9 protein-coding genes are annotated in these 18,091 nt (G+C 56.3%); 6 read left to right on the top strand and 3 right to left on the bottom strand.

All coding sequences use genetic code 11. From position 1 onward, the window contains the following. Positions 1-2 precede the first annotated feature (2 nt). From ACI1P1_RS02670 to ACI1P1_RS02660, 3 genes are all read left to right on the top strand, one after another. On the top strand, positions 3-2,840 hold the full coding sequence (locus ACI1P1_RS02670; protein WP_416214817.1) for a tail fiber domain-containing protein: 2,838 nt from the start codon (positions 3-5) through the stop codon (positions 2,838-2,840). Between the two features lie 19 nt (positions 2,841-2,859). Further along, positions 2,860-3,039, top strand: coding sequence for a hypothetical protein (locus tag ACI1P1_RS02665; protein WP_416214816.1), 180 nt, complete (start codon positions 2,860-2,862; stop codon positions 3,037-3,039). A 163-nt stretch (positions 3,040-3,202) separates the two neighbouring features. Further along, the gene (locus ACI1P1_RS02660) at positions 3,203-9,109 is read left to right on the top strand and encodes a tail fiber domain-containing protein (RefSeq protein WP_416214815.1); all 5,907 of its coding nucleotides are present in this window, start codon (positions 3,203-3,205) and stop codon (positions 9,107-9,109) included. A gap of 624 nt (positions 9,110-9,733) precedes the next feature. On the opposite strand, the gene mmsB is transcribed toward ACI1P1_RS02660, so the two are convergent. From mmsB to chvE, 3 genes are all read right to left on the bottom strand, one after another. Beyond that, complete coding sequence (gene mmsB, locus ACI1P1_RS02655) at positions 9,734-10,891, bottom strand: multiple monosaccharide ABC transporter permease (protein ID WP_416214814.1); 1,158 nt, start codon at positions 10,889-10,891, stop codon at positions 9,734-9,736. Continuing rightward, positions 10,866-12,425 carry a multiple monosaccharide ABC transporter ATP-binding protein gene (gene mmsA, locus ACI1P1_RS02650; RefSeq protein WP_416214813.1) on the bottom strand — a complete coding sequence of 520 codons (1,560 nt, stop codon included), beginning with the start codon at positions 12,423-12,425 and terminating at the stop codon, positions 10,866-10,868. Before mmsA ends, mmsB begins: the two co-directional genes overlap by 26 nt. Before the next feature lie 98 nt (positions 12,426-12,523). Further along, the gene (gene chvE, locus ACI1P1_RS02645; protein WP_416214812.1) at positions 12,524-13,636 is read right to left on the bottom strand and encodes a multiple monosaccharide ABC transporter substrate-binding protein; all 1,113 of its coding nucleotides are present in this window, start codon (positions 13,634-13,636) and stop codon (positions 12,524-12,526) included. Between the two features lie 234 nt (positions 13,637-13,870). On the opposite strand from chvE, the gene ACI1P1_RS02640 reads away from it, so the two are divergent. The 3 genes from ACI1P1_RS02640 to ACI1P1_RS02630 are packed head-to-tail and all read left to right on the top strand — an operon-like array spanning position 13,871 to position 18,006. Further along, complete coding sequence (locus tag ACI1P1_RS02640) at positions 13,871-14,881, top strand: substrate-binding domain-containing protein (protein ID WP_416214811.1); 1,011 nt, start codon at positions 13,871-13,873, stop codon at positions 14,879-14,881. Then, positions 14,871-16,808, top strand: coding sequence for a cache domain-containing sensor histidine kinase (locus ACI1P1_RS02635; RefSeq protein WP_416214810.1), 1,938 nt, complete (start codon positions 14,871-14,873; stop codon positions 16,806-16,808). The genes ACI1P1_RS02640 and ACI1P1_RS02635 overlap by 11 nt, the downstream gene beginning before the upstream one ends. Continuing rightward, the gene (locus ACI1P1_RS02630) at positions 16,777-18,006 is read left to right on the top strand and encodes a response regulator transcription factor (RefSeq protein WP_416214809.1); all 1,230 of its coding nucleotides are present in this window, start codon (positions 16,777-16,779) and stop codon (positions 18,004-18,006) included. Before ACI1P1_RS02635 ends, ACI1P1_RS02630 begins: the two co-directional genes overlap by 32 nt. Positions 18,007-18,091: the final 85 nt, after the last annotated feature.

The following is an 18,091-nucleotide window of genomic DNA, read 5'->3' as shown; positions in this document are numbered from 1 at the left end:
ACATGGGAAAAGAACTTTCAAGAATGCGGTACTTTGACGGGCTCTTCCTGAATGCGGAGGATTACAGCCTGGATCAGGATTTTTACCTGAGGCTGCAGCGGCTTCATAACCGTTATCTCCACACATGGGGGATTGTCTGCGGCCTGAAGGTGGTGCCGGTGGCGGGAGAGAGCATGAAGGTGAAGGTTCAGGAGGGAGTTGCGCTGAACCAGGTGGTGCTGACGGATGCAGCAACCAAAAAGAGTGAAAGCGTCAGCCAGGAAATCCTGATCTACGAAGGGCATCCGGACAATCCTGTGGATCTGTCCGAGTACAATGCCAATGAATCCATTTACATCATGGTCAGCTATGAGGAAGTGAAGGCAGACCGCAATAACGAACGGGGGCAGGGGGAGGAAATCCATATCTGGGAGCGGGGCCGCATAAGCCACAGCAATCAGCTGCCGGAGGAGCCCTCCAGGTATATTGTGCTGGCCCGGATTGTTCCGAGGAATGACGGTTCAAGCACGGTCATCGACAGTGACTGCATCTTTGATTACGGCATCGACGCCAAACGGACTCCCCTGCGGGTGTATGCAGGCGCGGCCGGCAAGAAGCTGGTGACGGAGCGGCTGGTGATGAAGGCCAAAAGCGATGATGCCATGGAGGATATGGCTCAAAACGAAGAGTCCCTTGGCTCTATGCCTTCCATTTATACGCTGCAGGGCGGACAAATCCTGCAGGTTGATGCACCAGTCACCTATTTTACGGGGGATGTCCATATCGCCCAGGACGTGACGCTGATGGGTGAGCTGTACATGCAAAGCAAGGACAAATCCCAAAGTGAGCTGCGGATCATGAACAGCTTCGTGGAGGTCAACAGCCCGGATGAGAATGGTGAGTTCTCCGGACCCAAAGACGGGGGGCTGGAGGTATACCGCGGAGATGGGGGCGCCAATGACGCCAGAATCGTATGGGTGGAGAATGAGCAATGCTTCAAGGCCGGGCTTGGCAATGATTTGAAGAAAATTGCTTACGGTGACGGCTGGGACAGTCTGATCGCAGGCGGTTTAGCGGATTCTCTGCACAAACACGGCAATCTGTCCGGCACGAACGGGGGCTCCCTGGGGTTTAATGAGGACGGCAGGCTGTACAGCGACAGCGATCTGGCCATCAAGGATGACAAGACAGTTTGGCTGAAGGCGGCCAACCGCACTACGGTGGACAGCCGGCACGGGCTGGCCTGGTTCGGCAAGGGCAAGGCCTTCGCCAATGCCGAGGTGGAGGGGCCGGTTCTTTTTGGAAGCGGGGGCGGTGTGCTGGGTACCCGGGATTTGGCCAACGGTGTCCAGGTGGATAAGGCGGTGGTCTCCTGGAGCAGCTCCGGGAATGTGGGAATCGGTCCCCGTAAGCCTCTGGAGGATAATCTGGATGTGGACGGCAGCCTGAAGATTCTGAGCGGCAAGAATCCGCTGCGCTTCACCTCCGTTTGGAGCGCATTCCCGGACGATAAGATCAATGGGGCCGAAATCTGCAACGACACCTCCTACCACAAAGCGCTTATGCTGGTGGGCAACCAATCTGCCGGGCAAGGACGCAAGGTGGCAGTGTGGGACCGGCTGGATGTCAACGGGTTCTTGTATGTGAACGGAAAAATGCAGGCCTCCCAGGAAATTATCCCCAGTGTGGGCCGGGGCGAGCATAACGGCATCCTCTTCCCGGGAGACCCCGGTGGCGGTTCCGGGGACCTGGCCTGGATCAAGTACTTCCCCCGTACAGGGGAGGATTGTACGCTGGAGATCGGAACCTCCAATGACGCCAATGACCATATCTCGTTGAATGCCTCCGGCAATGTGGGGATCAGTACACTCACTCCACGGGATAAGCTGGAGGTAGCAGGAGGGTTAAGGATTCTCACCGGAGCCGGCCAGAATCCGGTCCGGTTCACCTCTAACTGGCAGGGCTTTCCTGACCAGGCGCCCAACCAGGCGGAGATCAGCAACGACAATGGCGTGTACAAGTCTCTGATGATCGTAGGCAATACCTCCGCCGGCGGCAGGAGAAGGGTCTCGGTCTGGGATGAGCTGGATGTGAACGGGTTCCTGAAGGTCAACGGAGGAGCGCTGATCAGCGGTGACCTGCAGATTAACGGCACCATCAAGGCGGCCGTTCTGAACTTCGACGGACGCTTCAAGAAGCTGGACGTGGCGGATAGCTTCAGGGCGGATGTGCGGTGCGCGGATTTCTGCATCGGCTATTCCACCCGCAGAGGCAGCCCGGGCCGGGCCCTGGTGGACAACGGGAGCCATCTGGTGCTGAACTATGGCAACGACTGGTCGTATGCCTCCGTCCACAGCGGCCTGGAGGTCCGGGGGGCGCTTACCCCCAGCGCAGGCAGCGGCAATAACGGCATTATATTTCCGTCCGATCCCGGCGGCGGATGGGGAGATTCCGCATACATCAAATATTACCCGACCAGCGGCGAAAATTGCGTTCTGGATATCGGCGTCACCAATGACAGCGGCGACCGCATCTACATTCATGCCAGCGGCGGCGTTTACGCCAACGGCATGTACTGGTCCTCCTCCCGTGAGATTAAGGATAACATTGCGGATCTGTCCGTCAAGGAGGCGAAGCAGCTTCTGGACGGGCTGAATCCGGTCTCGTTCAAATATAAGGAAAGCACCAAGGAGCGCACTCTGGGTTTTGTGGCGGAGGAGGTTCCTGCGGTGCTGGCTGATCCCGATCAGCGTGCCGTTGGCGCCATGGACATCATTGCGGTTCTCACCAGTGTGCTGAAGGACCAGCAAAAAGCACTCAACCGGATGCAAAAACAAATCGCGGCCCTGCAGGGCGCCTGATTAATAGGAGGAACCAACCATGAAACAACAATTGCAAGCGCGTATGGAGGAACTGAAGGCGGAGCTGGAGACCGGGCATCAAATGCTGCAGGAGCTGGAGGAGAAGCGCAATAATCTCGGTTATACGGTTACACGCATCACCGGCGCCATCCAGGTTCTGGAGGAGCTTTTGGCCCGTGGAGAAGAGGACGCGCAATAAGTCCCCGGTACAGCCGGCAGGGAGCAGCACTTAGAGACTGTCACGAAATAAAGTACCGCTAATTTGCTGAGAAAACTCCCAACACCGTGGAGATTTCCTCAACAAAAGCGGGTACTAATTTCCTGACAGCTCCATAGTACGAAGAAGCGGGAGGAATGACATTGTGCCAAAAGATATGAAACGCATGAATTATTTCGACGGCCTGTTGCTGAAGCAAGAGGATTTGATTCTGGACCAGCAGCATCACAAGCGCCTGCAGCGCCTCCATAACCGGTACTTTCACAATTGGGGTGTGGTTTCCGGCCTGAAGGTGGAGGCGGCCCCTTCCTCCACGGATCTGCTGAAGGTGGAGGTGTCTCCCGGACTTGCTCTCAACCGGATCTATGATGAAGAGAATCAGGAGGAGATCAGCCAGGAAATCCTCATCAGCGACACTCATCCGGACCGTCTGGTGGATCTTTCCGGGTACAGTACATCGGATCAGATTTATATTACTGTCCGCTACAAGGAGGTGCTTGCCGACAAGGATCTGCCCAAGGGCGGCGGAGCCGAAATCCATATCTGGGAGATGTCGGAGATTAAGGCCGGCTCCTCCAAGCCGGAGGACCCGCGCAAGGATATTATCCTGGCCCGCGTTACCCTGAAGCATAACCAGGACGGCTCCTTGGCGGTGGGCGGAATTTACGATAAGGATACGGACGGAACCCCCATTGTGGCAAGAGCGGTAGGCAGTACAGTCAAGGCGGATAAAATGATCATCGGCTCCAAGGAGGAGGTAACCCTGCCCTATCTCAGCAATACGGAGGAGGAAGGCGGGCAGGAGGGCAGCAAGCTGTTCGTGCATGCACCGGCAACAGAATTTACAGGTGCGGTGCGCAGCGGCTCCCTGGAAACCTACGGGAACGCGGAGATCAAAGGCGAGCTCACCGTTACGGCAGGCAGCAAACATGCCTTGAAGGTCAACCAGGCGGGGGATGTGGAGATTACCGGCTCCGCTGACATTGCCGGGCCGCTCTCTGCCAAGAACGGCATTGATGTAAGCGGCGGATTGGCTACTTTGGATGTGCCCCAGGTTATTATTAGCGGGAGTACCGTCACCCTGAATAAGAATCCCGGCGCCCAAAGCGGCGGGGGACTGGAGGTTTGCCGGGAAAACCGGCCCAGCGCCAAGCTCTTGTGGGATGAGACGGATAAAGCCTGGAAGATCGGCACGGAAGCCCATCCCGATGACCTATCCAGCGGGATGCATACGGTAGCCTACGGCGGGGATTGGGATAAGCTGCACCAGGGGGCCAATGCAGACAAGCTGCATCAGCACAGCGGGCTTCACCGGACCGACGGGAGCCCGGTTCTGACTGCGGATGAGCAGGGGGATGTCCGTATTGAACAGTCGCTGACCATAGCCCGCAGCCTGATCGCAGGCAATAACGGCCTGGAGATCAAGCGGGGAGATACGCTGCCTAATGCCCGGATCGCCTGGAACGAAGCGGCGAAGAAATGGCAAACCGGCACCGCAGACGGCAAAATGACGGATATTCCCGACGGGGAGCAGTGGGAGAAGCTGACGGGTGGCAATCAAAACGCCGATGCGCTTCATACCCACAGACAGTTCCACAATGAGGACAGAAGCAAGCTGGCTCTTGAAATCGGCGTTGACGGCAATGTCCATATTCCCCATGAGCTGATGGTCGGGGAAACCCTAACCGTGAACAAGCTGATTGTCCGTGAAGAAGAGGTGCTGGTTAAGAAGGTGGAGCAGGAGGTAACCGACAGCTTCCTTACGGTAAACAAAGGAGACGGAGATGCCCCTGTTGAAGCCAAGGGCGGATTAAATGTTTACCGGGGCAGCGCCGATCCCCAGGCCCGTCTGGAATGGAACGAGACCGATAAGAAGTGGAAAATCGGGGTAGAGGGCAGCTTGGCGGATATCCCCTACGGCAGCAAATGGGACTCTTTGACAAGCGGCGGGGTTGCGGAGCAGGCCCACAAGCACAGCTCGCTTAGCACCTCCTCCGGCGGAATCGTGTTTGCGGTGAATGAGGAAGGCCAGGTTACAGCCTCCGGTGATGCGGTGGTAAAGGGGGCGTTGGATGTTGCGGGAGGCGCCGCCATGCATGGTGGTCTTCAGGTAGGCGGTTCGGCCACCATTGACGGCGACTTGACGGTGAAGGGCAAAACCACCTTTATTGACCGGACGGATATGGTGGTCCGCAGCAGCAAAATCGAGCTGAATAAATATGAAGGTGAGACCAGCGCCGTTCTGAAGGAAGGCAGCATTGAGGTATACCGGGGCAGCAAAAGCCCCAGCGCCCGTCTGGTATGGGATGAGGCCTCCGGCCGATGGAAGCTGGGGCTTGGCACAAGCCTCTCCAATATTGCCTACGGCAGCAACTGGGACGTGCTTACCGGAGGTGTATCCTCCTCCGGGGACGGACTGCATACCCACAGCTTCCTGAATGACAGCGCGGGAAACACGGCATTGTCGGTAAAGGGGAACGGCGGTATCGAGATTACGGAGGATGCGGAGGTTCTCGGCACCCTCACGGTTAATAACGGGGCGGATATAGCCGGGAGCGTGTCGGTTGACGGCTCGCTTACCATCGACGGCAACCTGACAGTCAAGGGCAAAACCACCACCGTGGAGAAGGAAGATCTTGTTGTTGCCGCCAATATGATCGAAATTAACAAGTTCGAGGGGGACACCTCCCCTGTAAGTGAAAGCGGACTGGAGGTATACCGGGGGGAATCCCAGCCCAAGGCCCGGTTGATCTGGAATGAAACAGAGCGGAAATGGAAGCTTGGCATCGGCGGCGCTCTGGAGAACATCGCCAGCGGAAGCTCCTGGGAGAAACTCATCCAGGGAACCAACGCGGATGCCCTTCATATCCACAGCCAGCTTTATAACCCGCAGAATGATGTCCTGGCCCTAAGCGCCAATGCGGAGGGCGATGTGGATGTCCATCATGATCTGGCTGTCGGCGGCAATCTGACGGTTACCGGAAGTCTGGATGTGCGCGGAGCAACGGCAAGTCTGAATACGGATGAGCTTCATATCGGCAGCCCCTTGGCGACGCTGAACAAGGACGGCAGCAATGCCGCTTCGCCGGACGGCGGCGGTATCGAGGTATACCGCGGAACGGGGCTGGCTGCGGCGCGTCTGGTATGGAATGAGGCCAAGGGTCAGTGGCAGATGGGGACAGCGGACAAACTAGCAGTTTTCATGGCGGACAAGGATGGCAATGTGACGGCAGCGGGAGGGTTGCAGGCAGCCAAAGCCGACATTAAAGGAGCGGTTTCGGCAGCCAGTGCGGCCATTGCGGGAACGCTCTCGGTGGGAGACGGCCTGGAGGTTCCCCAGGGGACGGAAACGAAGGCTCAGATCAAGTGGGTCAAAGACCGCTGGAAGCTGGGAACAGCAGACAAAACGGTGCTGAGTCTGACCCGCAGCGGCAGAATGGGCATCGGCACGGATAATCCCACCGAGGCGCTGGATGTGGCGGGCAAGGCTCTGTTCCGTACGGAGACGGAGGTGGCCGGTGCGGCAACCTTCTCCGGTGCGGTCACGGCTCAACAGGAAGCCACCTTCAACGGTGCGGCAGCTTTCAATAAGACGGTGCAGGCAGCGGATGTATCGGTCAGCGAAAAGCTTACCATTGCCGGCCGGCTGATAACAAGCCGCTTCGAAGCTCCCCGGGGACAGGATGACAAGGGTAAGGAATTGCCTACAGCGAAGATTGAATGGGATAACGACAAAGGGGTCTGGTTCTACGGCGATGGAGTTACGCGGTCTGAGCTGGGGACACCCAGAGGCGGACAAAACAAGCTTTACAATGAGCTGGCGGACACCATTGCCATTTGTGCGGATAAGGAAGGCAAGGTGGGAATAGGAACGATTGCTCCGCTGGCGCTTCTGGATGTCCGGACACCTGCGGATACCGTCGCATTGGGCGTCACGAAGGATGGAAATGTGGGCATCGGCACCGCCGCACCCAAGAACAGACTGGATGTTCAGGGAGCTGCAAGTATAAGCGGCAAGCTGGAGGTTCAAGGTGCTGCAAGTGTGAACGGCAAGCTGGAGACGGGAACAGCCGAAATTAAAGGCCCAGCTGTAATGAAGGGGTCGGCCAGTGTCGAAGGCCAATTAACTGCCGGAAGCGCCCTTATCTCCAAGGATCTTACAGTGGCCGGCAACCTGACGGTAAACGGCGATGTGGTTACCATCAATACGACCACACTCGAGGTAGAGGATAACATCATCAGGGTGAACAAGTACGAGCCGCGTGCCACACCGCTTGAGAATGACGGCGGTCTTGAGGTGTACCGTGGCGGAACGGAGCTCCCGGCGCAAATGGTCTGGAGTGAAGCCGGGCGTCAATGGGTGGCTGGGGTGTCGGATCATCTGCAGGCTCTTGAGTTCAAGGGGCATACCCACCCCGAGTTTACGGGTTTGAGCGGTTTAACCTCCGCCATCAGCATTGATGCGGGCAATATCGGGATCGGCAATCCTGCTCCGGCGGCCAAGCTGGATGTATCCGGCGATGCCCGTATTTCAGGAAAGGTCACAGCAGCGGAAGGTATATTCAGCACTTCCTTGACTGCGCTGAGTGCGAATGTAAGCGGCAGCTTCACCGCCAAGGATGCCGCCTTTGGCGGAAGCGCAGTCTTCAGCCAGGGGATAACCACGGACAGAGGAACAAAACCCAAGGCAAGAATCGTGTGGAACGAGACTGTGGAGGAATGGCAGGTTGGTGTGGAGGGCAGCCTGCGCCAGCTTTCGTACAGCGGCCATACGCACCAGGAGCTGTCGGACATTAGCGGCGCACTAAAGGTGAAGGATGGCAACATTGGAATCGGCACCTCCGCACCTGCTGCCAAGCTGGACGTCAGCGGGAATGCAGCTGTCAGCGGCAAGCTGACGGTGAATGAGGTGGCGGTTGTCACCGCATTGACGGTGAAGGATGCTTCCGTAAGCAGCCTGCTGACCGCCAAGGATGCCGCCTTCAGCGGAAGTGCGTCCTTCAGTCAGGGCATCACAACGGTCAGAGGAGCAAAACCCAAGGCGAGATTTGTGTGGGACGAGACCTTGGGAGAATGGCAGGCCGGTGTGGAGGGCAGTCTGCGCCAGCTATCCTACAGCGGTCATACGCATCAGGAGCTGACGGATTTGAGCGGGGCCTTGAAGATCAAGGACGGCAACCTGGGCATCGGCACCTCCGCACCTGCAGTCAAGCTGGACGTCAGCGGGGATGCAGCGGTCAGCGGCAAGCTGACGGTGCAGGAAGCGGCGGTTGCCACAGTGTTGACAGTGAAGGATGCTTTCGTAAGCAGCCTGCTGACCGCCAAGGACGCCGCCTTCAACGGAACCTTCACCGCCAAGGATGCCACCATCAGCGGTATTCTCATTGTGCAGGATGCCGAAATTAGCGGCGGCCTGTCTGTGGCCAACGCGGCAGTCAGCGGTGATTTGGTTGCCAAGGATGCCGTGATCACCGGGCATTTGGCAGTAAACCACGGGCTGGAAACGCTGCGGGGGTCGGATCCCAAAGCATGTTTGGCTTGGGATGAGACGGAAGGCGAATGGCTGGCGGGAGTGGAAGGGGAGCTGAAGCCTTTCGCTTACAAGGATCATTCCCATGAGAAGCTGGCGGAGCTGGCAGGCGCCATAACCGTGGATTCAGCCCAGAATGTGGGGATCGGCAAGGAGGCGTCGGAGGATTTCAAGCTGGATGTAGAGGGCAATATGCGGGCAGCCAATTTCTCGCAGACCTCCTCCCGGAGCTTCAAGGAGAATATCTCCGGCTTGCCTGCAAAGCGGGCATTGGAGCTGTTGGGCAAGCTGAAACCCGTCACCTTCCAATACTTGAAGGACAGCGCCAAAAGAGAGAATATCGGCTTTATTGCAGAAGAGGTGCCGGACAGCTTCACGACTGCAGACGGCAAGTCTGTTGTGCTGATGGATATTATCGGCGTATTGACCAGCGTGGTGAAGAAGCAGCAGAATGATGCAGCCGATATGCAGCGGCAGCTGAAGGCGCTGCAAAAGCAGGTGGCCGGATTAACGGCTATATAATCCAAGGGGCTGTCCCAACAGCCCCCAATAAAAAAGACCGGGCGGAAAAACGCATGTGTTTCCGCCCGGCTTTTTTGTGATGGGTGCGTCCGGTTTGGCAGTCAGGCGTATGCGTGCAGGCACAAGCTGCCTCAGCGGCAGAGTAGCATAAGCTGTAACGGAACGGAGCGGCGCTTAGACGGCGAAAATGGCTGCTGCGGTTTTTTAACGGAACTCTCCGACCCTTAGAGGCATAGAAGTGGGGGAAAAGCAGATAAAATGAGCTGTAAGAGTCGCGGAGTTCCGTTACGTTTCCAATCCGGCGTATTGTGCCAGCTAAGAGTCGCATCGTTCCGTTACAGCATCGGCACCAGGTGCCCAGCGTCCAGCGCAGTTCCAACCACATTCGGATGTTCGACGAGGAAGCAATAAACTGGCTGCATGGTTTGGCTAACGAATCTCCCGCACGCTATTCTATGAATAACGGGCATTGCAAAAATCTAACGAATCTCTCACACGCTATTAGCGGGGTTGAGATTCGTTAGATTTTAAACATGCCCATATTCGGGCAAATAACGCTGCTCAGATTCTTTAGCGCCGCTGATGCCCGTTACCTCCGTGCTACTCCTACTACTTCGGCATTCCCTATGCCTTCGACTTATTGTAGATATCGAAGCCCACGGCGAACAGCAGCACCAGTCCCTTGATGCCCTGCTGCCAGTCGATGCCCAACCCTACCAGGGACATGCCGTTGTTCATCACGCCCATAACCAGCCCGCCGATAATGGCGCCCAGTACGGTGCCCACCCCTCCTGTAGCGGAGGCGCCGCCGATGAAGCAGGCCGCGATGGCATCCAGCTCGAAGTTGGTGCCCGCTTTGGGGGTGGCCGCGTTCAGCCGGGCGGCGAATACAAGGCCGGACATGGCCGCCAGCACACCCATGTTCACGAATACCCAGAAGGTGACGGCTTTGGTTTTGACACCGGACAGCTTGGCGGCTTTTTCATTGCCGCCCAGAGCGTAAATATGGCGCCCCATCACCGTTTTGTTCATCACGAAGGAATACACCGCCACCAAGGCCGCCAGCAGGATGAGAATGTTGGGGATGCCGTTGTACTGCGCCAGCACCCAGGTGAACAGATTAATTACCAGTACGACCAGAATCATCTGGACGGCGAACCAGGCCGGAGGCAGCACATCGAACTGGTACCGGAGCTTGGAGCGGCGGCTGTGCATCTCCATATAAATGTAAAGCACCGACAGGGCTGCCCCAATAAGCAGGGTCAACAGATGCACACGGCCGCCGAAGGGATCATGGATAAAACCGGAGCTGATCTTTTGGAATGTCTTGGGGTAAGGGGCAAGAGACATGCCCTTGAGCACAATCATGGTCAGCCCGCGGAACAGCAGCATACCGGCCAGGGTGACAATAAAGGCGGGGATCCGCACATATGCCACCCAAAAGCCCTGCCAAGCCCCGACGGCCGCTCCGATCAACAGACAGATCAGCACGGAGGGCAGGAACGGAATCTTCTGTGATACCATCAGCACCCCCGAGATGGCACCTACGAAGGCGGCCACGGAGCCCACGGACAAATCGATATTGCCGGTGATAATCACCAGCAGCATCCCGATGGCCAGCACCAGAATATAGCTGTTCTGGAGAATCAGGTTGGTGACATTCAGAGGCTTGAGGAGGGTGCCGCCGGACAGAATCTGGAACAGCACCGAAATCAGCACCAGGGCGATAATCATGCCGTATTGGCGGATATTATTCTTAAACAGCTTGGTCAGCATGGCCACGGGAGTTCCCCCTTGTTTTCGTCATAAGCTTGGCGATGGCTTCCTGGGAGGCCTCATCCCGGGTCAGTTCTCCAGTAATGGCACCTTCACTCATAATATAAATCCGGTCGCACATGCCAAGGATCTCCGGAAGCTCGGATGAAATGATCAGCACACCCTTGCCTAGAGCGGCCAGATCATTAATGATGGTATAAATTTCGTATTTGGCGCCCACATCGATGCCGCGTGTGGGTTCGTCCAGGATCAGAATGTCCGGCTCGGCAAACATCCATTTGCTCAGCACCACCTTCTGCTGGTTGCCGCCGCTCAGGTTCCCGGTTTTCTGCAGAATGGAGGGGGATTTGATATTCATTTTCTGGCGGAACGATTCCGCCTGCACAATCTCCTCATTGTCATTGACAACGGTATGCCGGGAAATCCGTCCCAGATTGGAGAGGGTGATATTGCGTTTGATATCGTCGATCAGAATGAGCCCGTAGTGCTTCCGGTCCTCCGTTACATACGAAATGCCGTGTTTGATCGCCTCCGGAATACTGTTGAGCCGGATTTCTCTGCCGTCCTTCAGCACCTGGCCGGTTATTTTTTTGCCGTAGGACCTGCCGAATATACTCATGGCCAGCTCCGTCCTGCCGGAGCCCATCAGCCCCGCAATGCCTACAACTTCGCCCTTTTTGATATGGAAATGAGCCTGGTCGATGACCTTCCGGTCGGGGTGGAGAGGATGATACACATTCCAGTCCTTCACCTCGAACATAACCGAACCGATCGGGGAGCTCCGGGAGGGATACCGCTGGGTGAGATCCCGGCCAACCATCCCCTTGATGATCCGGTCCTCGTTCACCTGATCCAGCTTCACATCCAGCGTTTCGATGGTTTGGCCGTCGCGGATGATGGTGATGGAGTCGGCCACCCGGGATATTTCATTCAGCTTGTGCGAAATCATAATCGACGTGATGCCCTGCTTCTTGAATTCCAGCAGCAGGTTCAGCAGGTTCCCGCTGTCCTCTTCGTTTAGGGCTGCCGTAGGTTCGTCCAGGATCAGCAGCTGGACCTTCTTGGACAGGGCCTTGGCGATCTCCACCAGCTGCTGCTTGCCAACCCCGATATCGGTAACCAGCGTTTGCGGAGATTCGTCCAGCCCGACCTTTTTCAGAAGCTCCTTGGTTCTGACCGAAGTCTCATGCCAGTTGACAATGCCGTGTTTGGCTTGCTCGTTGCCCAGAAAGATATTCTCCGCTATGGACAAATAAGGGATTAACGCCAGCTCCTGGTGTATAATGACAATACCCAGCTCTTCGCTTTGTTTGATGTCCCGGAAGGCGCAAACCTGGCCCTTAAACAGAATGTCCCCTTCGTACGTGCCATGGGGATATACACCGCTGAGCACCTTCATCAGAGTGGACTTTCCGGCGCCGTTTTCACCCATGAGGGCATGGATTTCCCCTTCCTTCACCTGCAGGTTGACATCGGAAAGCGCCTTGACTCCAGGGAATGTCTTAGTGATGCTGCGCATTTCCAATATATTTCCCGGCATACGATCACCGTACCTTTCTGTAGTCGAAGGGGGCAGCCCCAGGATCCGGCACCGCCATGGCGAGGCCTGGAGCATACCCCTTATCGGTTAACGGCAGCTTATTTGGACAGCTGCTCCTTGGTGTAGTAGCCGCCCTCCACCAATACCTTTTCGTAATTGGACTTATCCACGGACACGGGCTGAAGCAGGTAGGACGGAACAACCTTGGCTCCGTTGTTGTAGGTTTTCGAATCATTTACCTCGACGGTTCCGCCCTTCAGGACGGTATCCGCCATTTGGACGGCCTTCTTGGCAAGCTCCCGGGTATCCTTGTAAACCGTGGAGGTTTGTTCACCGGCAATAATGGACTTGATGGAGGCAAGCTCCGCGTCTTGCCCTGTAATGACAGGCATTGGCTTGCCTGCCGACCCGTAGCCCACACCCTTCAGAGAGGAGATAATGCCGATGCTGATGCCGTCATACGGGGAGAGCACGGCGCTTACCTTGTCGCTGGAGTAATTTTTGCTGAGCAGATTATCCATCCGGGATTGGGCGGTGGCGCCGTCCCACCGGAGAGTGGCTACCTGATCGAAGTTGGTTTGTTTACTCTTGACCACAAGCTTGCCGGAGTCCATATAGGGCTTCAGCACGGACATGGCGCCATCAAAGAAAAAGTGGGCATTGTTGTCGTCGGGCGAACCGGCAAACAGCTCGATGGTAAACGGTCCTTTGCCGTCCTTCAGCCCCAGTTTGTCCTCGATGTAGGAGGCTTGCAGCACTCCTACCTTAAAGTTGTCAAAGGTGGCATAATAGCTGACATACTCGCTTTTTTTGATCAACCGGTCATAGGCGATAACGGAGATATTCTTGTCATGGGCTTTTTTGAGCACATCGGTCATGGATTCGCCGTCAATCGGGGCAATAACCAGCACATTGACTCCCTTGGTAATCATGTTTTCGATCTGGGACACCTGGTTTTCCACCACATCCTCCCCGTATTGGAGGTCGGTTTTGTAGCCGATTTTCTGGAATTCCTTCACCATGTTTTCCCCGTCATGCACCCAGCGCTCCGAGGACTTGGTCGGCATGGAGATACCTACAAACCCGGCTTTTGCATCTGCCGGCGCTTTGGTTGAACCGGCTCCCTCAGACGATGCGCCCCCGGAGCTGCCGCAGGCGGCCACAGCAAACATCATCGCGAATATAATGGACAAGACCAGAGCTTTCCTCATTTTTATTGCCCCTCTCCCGAATATGTGCAGGCCTTTCCGGCCGCAACCTGAATATAGCATCGTGCCCAACGGACCGTCTTTCGAGGAAAACGAACGTTTTTTATAAAAAATAACCTTTTTTAAGTATGGAATTTATAAAATTGTTAGGATTTTCCGAAAGACAGAAAACGGTTACAATAGTATGATGGAAATACATGTCACCGGGTATAACAGGCCGGGCTTGGAGGAACAGGAATGAAGAAGCTGCTTGTGGTGTATTTGGCGCTCATTATCGCTTTTCTGGGGTATGTGTACCAGAGCCGGGCTCCCTTCAGGATGCAGAACGGGCAGGCCGAAGAGGGGCTGAGGGGGTCCATCAGCGAGAAGTATGTGATGGTTACCTTCCAGTCCGGCATTGATTATTGGAAAAATTGTTTGAAGGGATTTGAGGATGCGGCCCAGCTGCTGAATGTTTCGGTGGAGTTTAAGGGGGCGACCCAATATGACGTCAATGAGGAAAAAACCGTGCTGGAGCAGGTGATTGCCCGGAAGCCCTCCGGCATAGCCATTTCGGCCATCAATTCCGAGGCGTTAGGGGCCACCATCCAAAAAGCGGTGGATGCGGGTATTCCCGTTGTATTATTCGATTCGGGCATCACGGCAAGCCGGGTCAAAACCTTCCTGGGCACCAACAATCACAACGCCGGGGCAACCGCAGCGGATAAGATGGCGGAGCTGTTGAACCGGCAGGGCAAAACCGCCATCATTACCCAGCCTAACCAGTCCAACCACCAGGAACGGACGCAGGGGTTTGTGGAAGCGATAGAAGCAACTTATCCCGGTATGAGCGTCATCGCCATTGAGGACGGCAAGGGGGACCAGCGGGAAACGGAGCGGATCGCCGTGAAGCTGCTGCAGGAGCATCCGGATTTGACCGGGATTTTCGCGACTCAGGCCAACGGGGGTGTGGGGATCGGCAATGCTCTGCTTCAGCTGGGGAAGAAGGGAACGGTCAAGGTAATCGGCTTTGATACGGACAAGGGGACCCTGGATATGGTCAAAAATGGCACCATCTCCGCTACCATGGCCCAAGGCACCTGGAACATGGGGTATTGGTCCATGCAGTATCTGTTTCACCTGAACCATGGTCTGGTGGAATCTGGAGCGGCCTCCCGGGGAGCGGCGGTTTCCACGCTGCCGGTGAATACGGATACCGGCATTACCATTGTGACGGAAGCCAATGTGGACGGTTATTATGCCAAATAAACGGGGCTGGCAGCGGCCCTTCATCCATGTGAACAGCCGGTTCAAGATTGCCTACCTGCCCTTCCGCTACAAGCTGATTGCCATCTTCCTGCTGGCCAGCATCATACCCACCTTCCTGCTGGGAGGACTGATCAACTGGACAGTGAACAACATCATCGAGAACCAGGTGAACGGCAATACTCTGCAGCTGATAGACAAGGTGAATAAGACGATCGAGAATTATTTTACGGATATGCAAAATAATACCTATCTTATCGGCTTTGATCCTTACGTATCCCAGTTTCTCGACAACGCCCAGGAGGGTGCGGGGGATATCGGGGCGGACGGACGCTACCGCATCCGGGCCTTCCTGCAGGGGATTACCACCCTGCACTCTGAGATCGCGGGCATTCTTCTGGTCAATAACCGGGGCGACTACATCAGCAATGAGCTGTACGCCAAATCGGCGGGCAACCTGGTCCGGGAGCCATGGTACATGGAAGCGGCGGCCAACAACGGGATTTTCAAGCTACTGGGCCATCCCCGCAGTTGGGGAGTCGCCAACCATTCCAACTATAAGGATTCGGAGCTGATCTCCGCTGCACGGGCGATTGTCGATCCTGACACCCGGGAGGTGAAGGGAGTGGTCCTGATCGATCTGAAGCTGAGGGTGATTGCGGAGGCTATCAAGGATGTGCGGCTGGGCAAATCCGGTTACCTGATGGTGCTGGATGGGAGCGGAGATACCATCTACGCGCCGGTTCATTCCTGGGCGGAGTTTATGCGGATGGAGTGGTTTGCCAAGGGCCAGTCCGGGGTCACCTCGCAGACGGTGGACAACACCCATGTTCAGCTCATCTACGAAAAATCCCTGTTTACCGGATGGACCACAGTGGGGGTATTTCCCAGCCATGAAACGGTTGCCGAGATGCGGGAAATCCGGTTTTATCTGGTTTGTTTTGTCTTTTTCGTGTGTATGGTGGGCTTGGGCGCTTCCTCCTACCTTTCCTATTCCATCACCCGGCCGATCTGGATGCTGATGAAGCTGATGCAAAAGGCGGAGCTGGGGGATTTGACCATCCGCTATACAGGACGGCATCAGGACGAAATCGGCATTCTCGGCCGTGCCTTTAATACGATGATGGCCCGCATCCATAGTCTGATGCAGGAGGTGTCCCGCAAGGAGAAGCAGAAGCGGGAGGCGGAGCTGCGCAGCCTGCAGGCCCAGATCAAACCTCATTTTCTGTACAACACTCTGGATACCATTCATTGGCTGGCCCATCAGCGCGGAGCGGCGGAGGCCTCCGAGATGGTGGAGTCCTTATCCAAGCTGTTCCGGATCGGGCTGAGCAAGGGGCAGGAGAAAATTGGCCTGGACCAGGAGATGGAGCATGTAAGGAGCTACATGAATATTCAGAAAACCCGCTATCAAAGCAAGCTGAACGACGCCTTCCACATTGATCCTGCAGCGGAGGGGCTTTATGTGCTGAAGCTGATCACCCAGCCTCTTGTGGAGAATGCCATCTACCACGGCATCAAGGAGCGCCGCGGTCCCGGCACCATCCATATCTCCGCCAGACTGGAGCGCAGCCTTCTGTTGATTGAGGTCCGGGATGACGGTATGGGCATAAAGCCGGAGAAGCTGCAGGAGCTCTTGGAGCGTCTTGCCCGGGTGGCGGACAACGTGCTGCATGAAACGGAGGACAGCCGCTACGCTCAAGCAGAGGGAGGAGAGGCGGCAGCCTCCGTGGAGCGGATGATCTCCGGAAGCGGCTACGGATTATTGAATGTCCATTCCAGGCTGGTGCTTACCTTCGGCAGGGAATTTGGGCTTCGCATCAGCAGTGAATGGGGGAAGGGCACGGTTGTTACTGTTACCCACCCTATTATCAAAAGGGATACGGAGGAGCCGGAGCATGGAAAAATGGAAGGTTCTGCTGGCGGATGATGAGCCGATTATCCGCCACGGCATACGCGGCTCCATTGATTGGGAGCAGCTGCAGATGGAGGTGGCCGGGGAGGCCGAGGACGGAGAGGAGGCACTGCTGGCTGCGCTTCACCTGCAGGCAGACATTATCCTGGTGGATCTGAACATGCCCATCATGAACGGAATTGCGCTGATCCGTGAGCTCCGGGAGCGGCTCCCGGAATGCCGGGTGATTATCGTGACCGGCCATGAGGAGTTTTCCTATGCCCAGGAGGCCATAAGGCTGAATGTGGATGATTATGTGCTAAAGCCCATTAACGTGGCGCAGCTGACCGGTGTGCTGACCCAGGTGCGCAAGCAGTTGGAGGAACGCAGGCAGCTGCAGGAGCATTTTGACATGGCCAACCGGCAGATTGCCAAGAATGTAACCCTGCTCCGGGAGCGGTTTTGCCTGGAATGGCTGGAGGGGGAGCGGGATGAAGGACAGCTTCTTGAGCAGCTCCGTTTCCTGAAGCTGCCCGCCTGCGCTCCGCTGACCCTGGGCCTGATCCGTTGGTCGGAAACGGTTCTGGGCAGACCCGTCTCCACGGAAAACGACCGGCAGCTGTTTTTGTTTGCCATTGAGAATATTACCGGGGAAATCCTCGGCGGCCACAGCCATGTGATCTTCCGGGACCGCTCCGGGCATATTGTTCTGTTTGTATGGGATATTCTTGCTGAGGAAACTGTGGCGCTTCTGGAAGCGTCCATTACCCGATATTTGAAAATAACCACGGTGCAGCGGTTTGTTTCGGTAGACGGGCTGGCGGGTATTCCGGCAGCTTACCAGGCGGCACGGCAAGGTGTATACCGGGACACTCCCATGTCCCCCATCGTACGCCGGGGCAAACAATTGGCTCAGGAGCAATATGCCAACCCGGAGCTGTCGCTGGAGCTGGTGGCGGACCGGCTGCAGGTATCCCCGGTTTACTTCGGACGGGTTTTCAAGCAGGAGATGGGGGTTTCCTTCTTGGCTTTCCTCTCCCGGATCCGGATAAACCGTGCCATTCAGCTATTACATGCCACCGATCTTACCATCCACGATATCGCGTCCCAGGTGGGCTACTTGACGCAGCATTATTTCAGCACCTCCTTCAAGAAGCACATGGGCGTATCCCCCAATCAGTACAGGCGGGGCGGGCTGTCAGCTGTGCCTGGGGAGGAGACGGAGAAGGAATAAAGGTTATTTTGCCAAACCGTTTCTGCCGATGGAGCGATTCCATCAGGCATGGGACGGTTTTTTGGTTTACCGTTTCGTCACCGGC

This window comes from Paenibacillus mesotrionivorans (assembly GCF_046098205.1).
GTDB classification, from domain to species: Bacteria; Bacillota; Bacilli; order Paenibacillales; family NBRC-103111; genus Paenibacillus_AR; species Paenibacillus_AR mesotrionivorans.
Note: the sequence above shows the minus strand (reverse complement) of the source record. Positions and strands in the feature narration are given on the sequence as shown.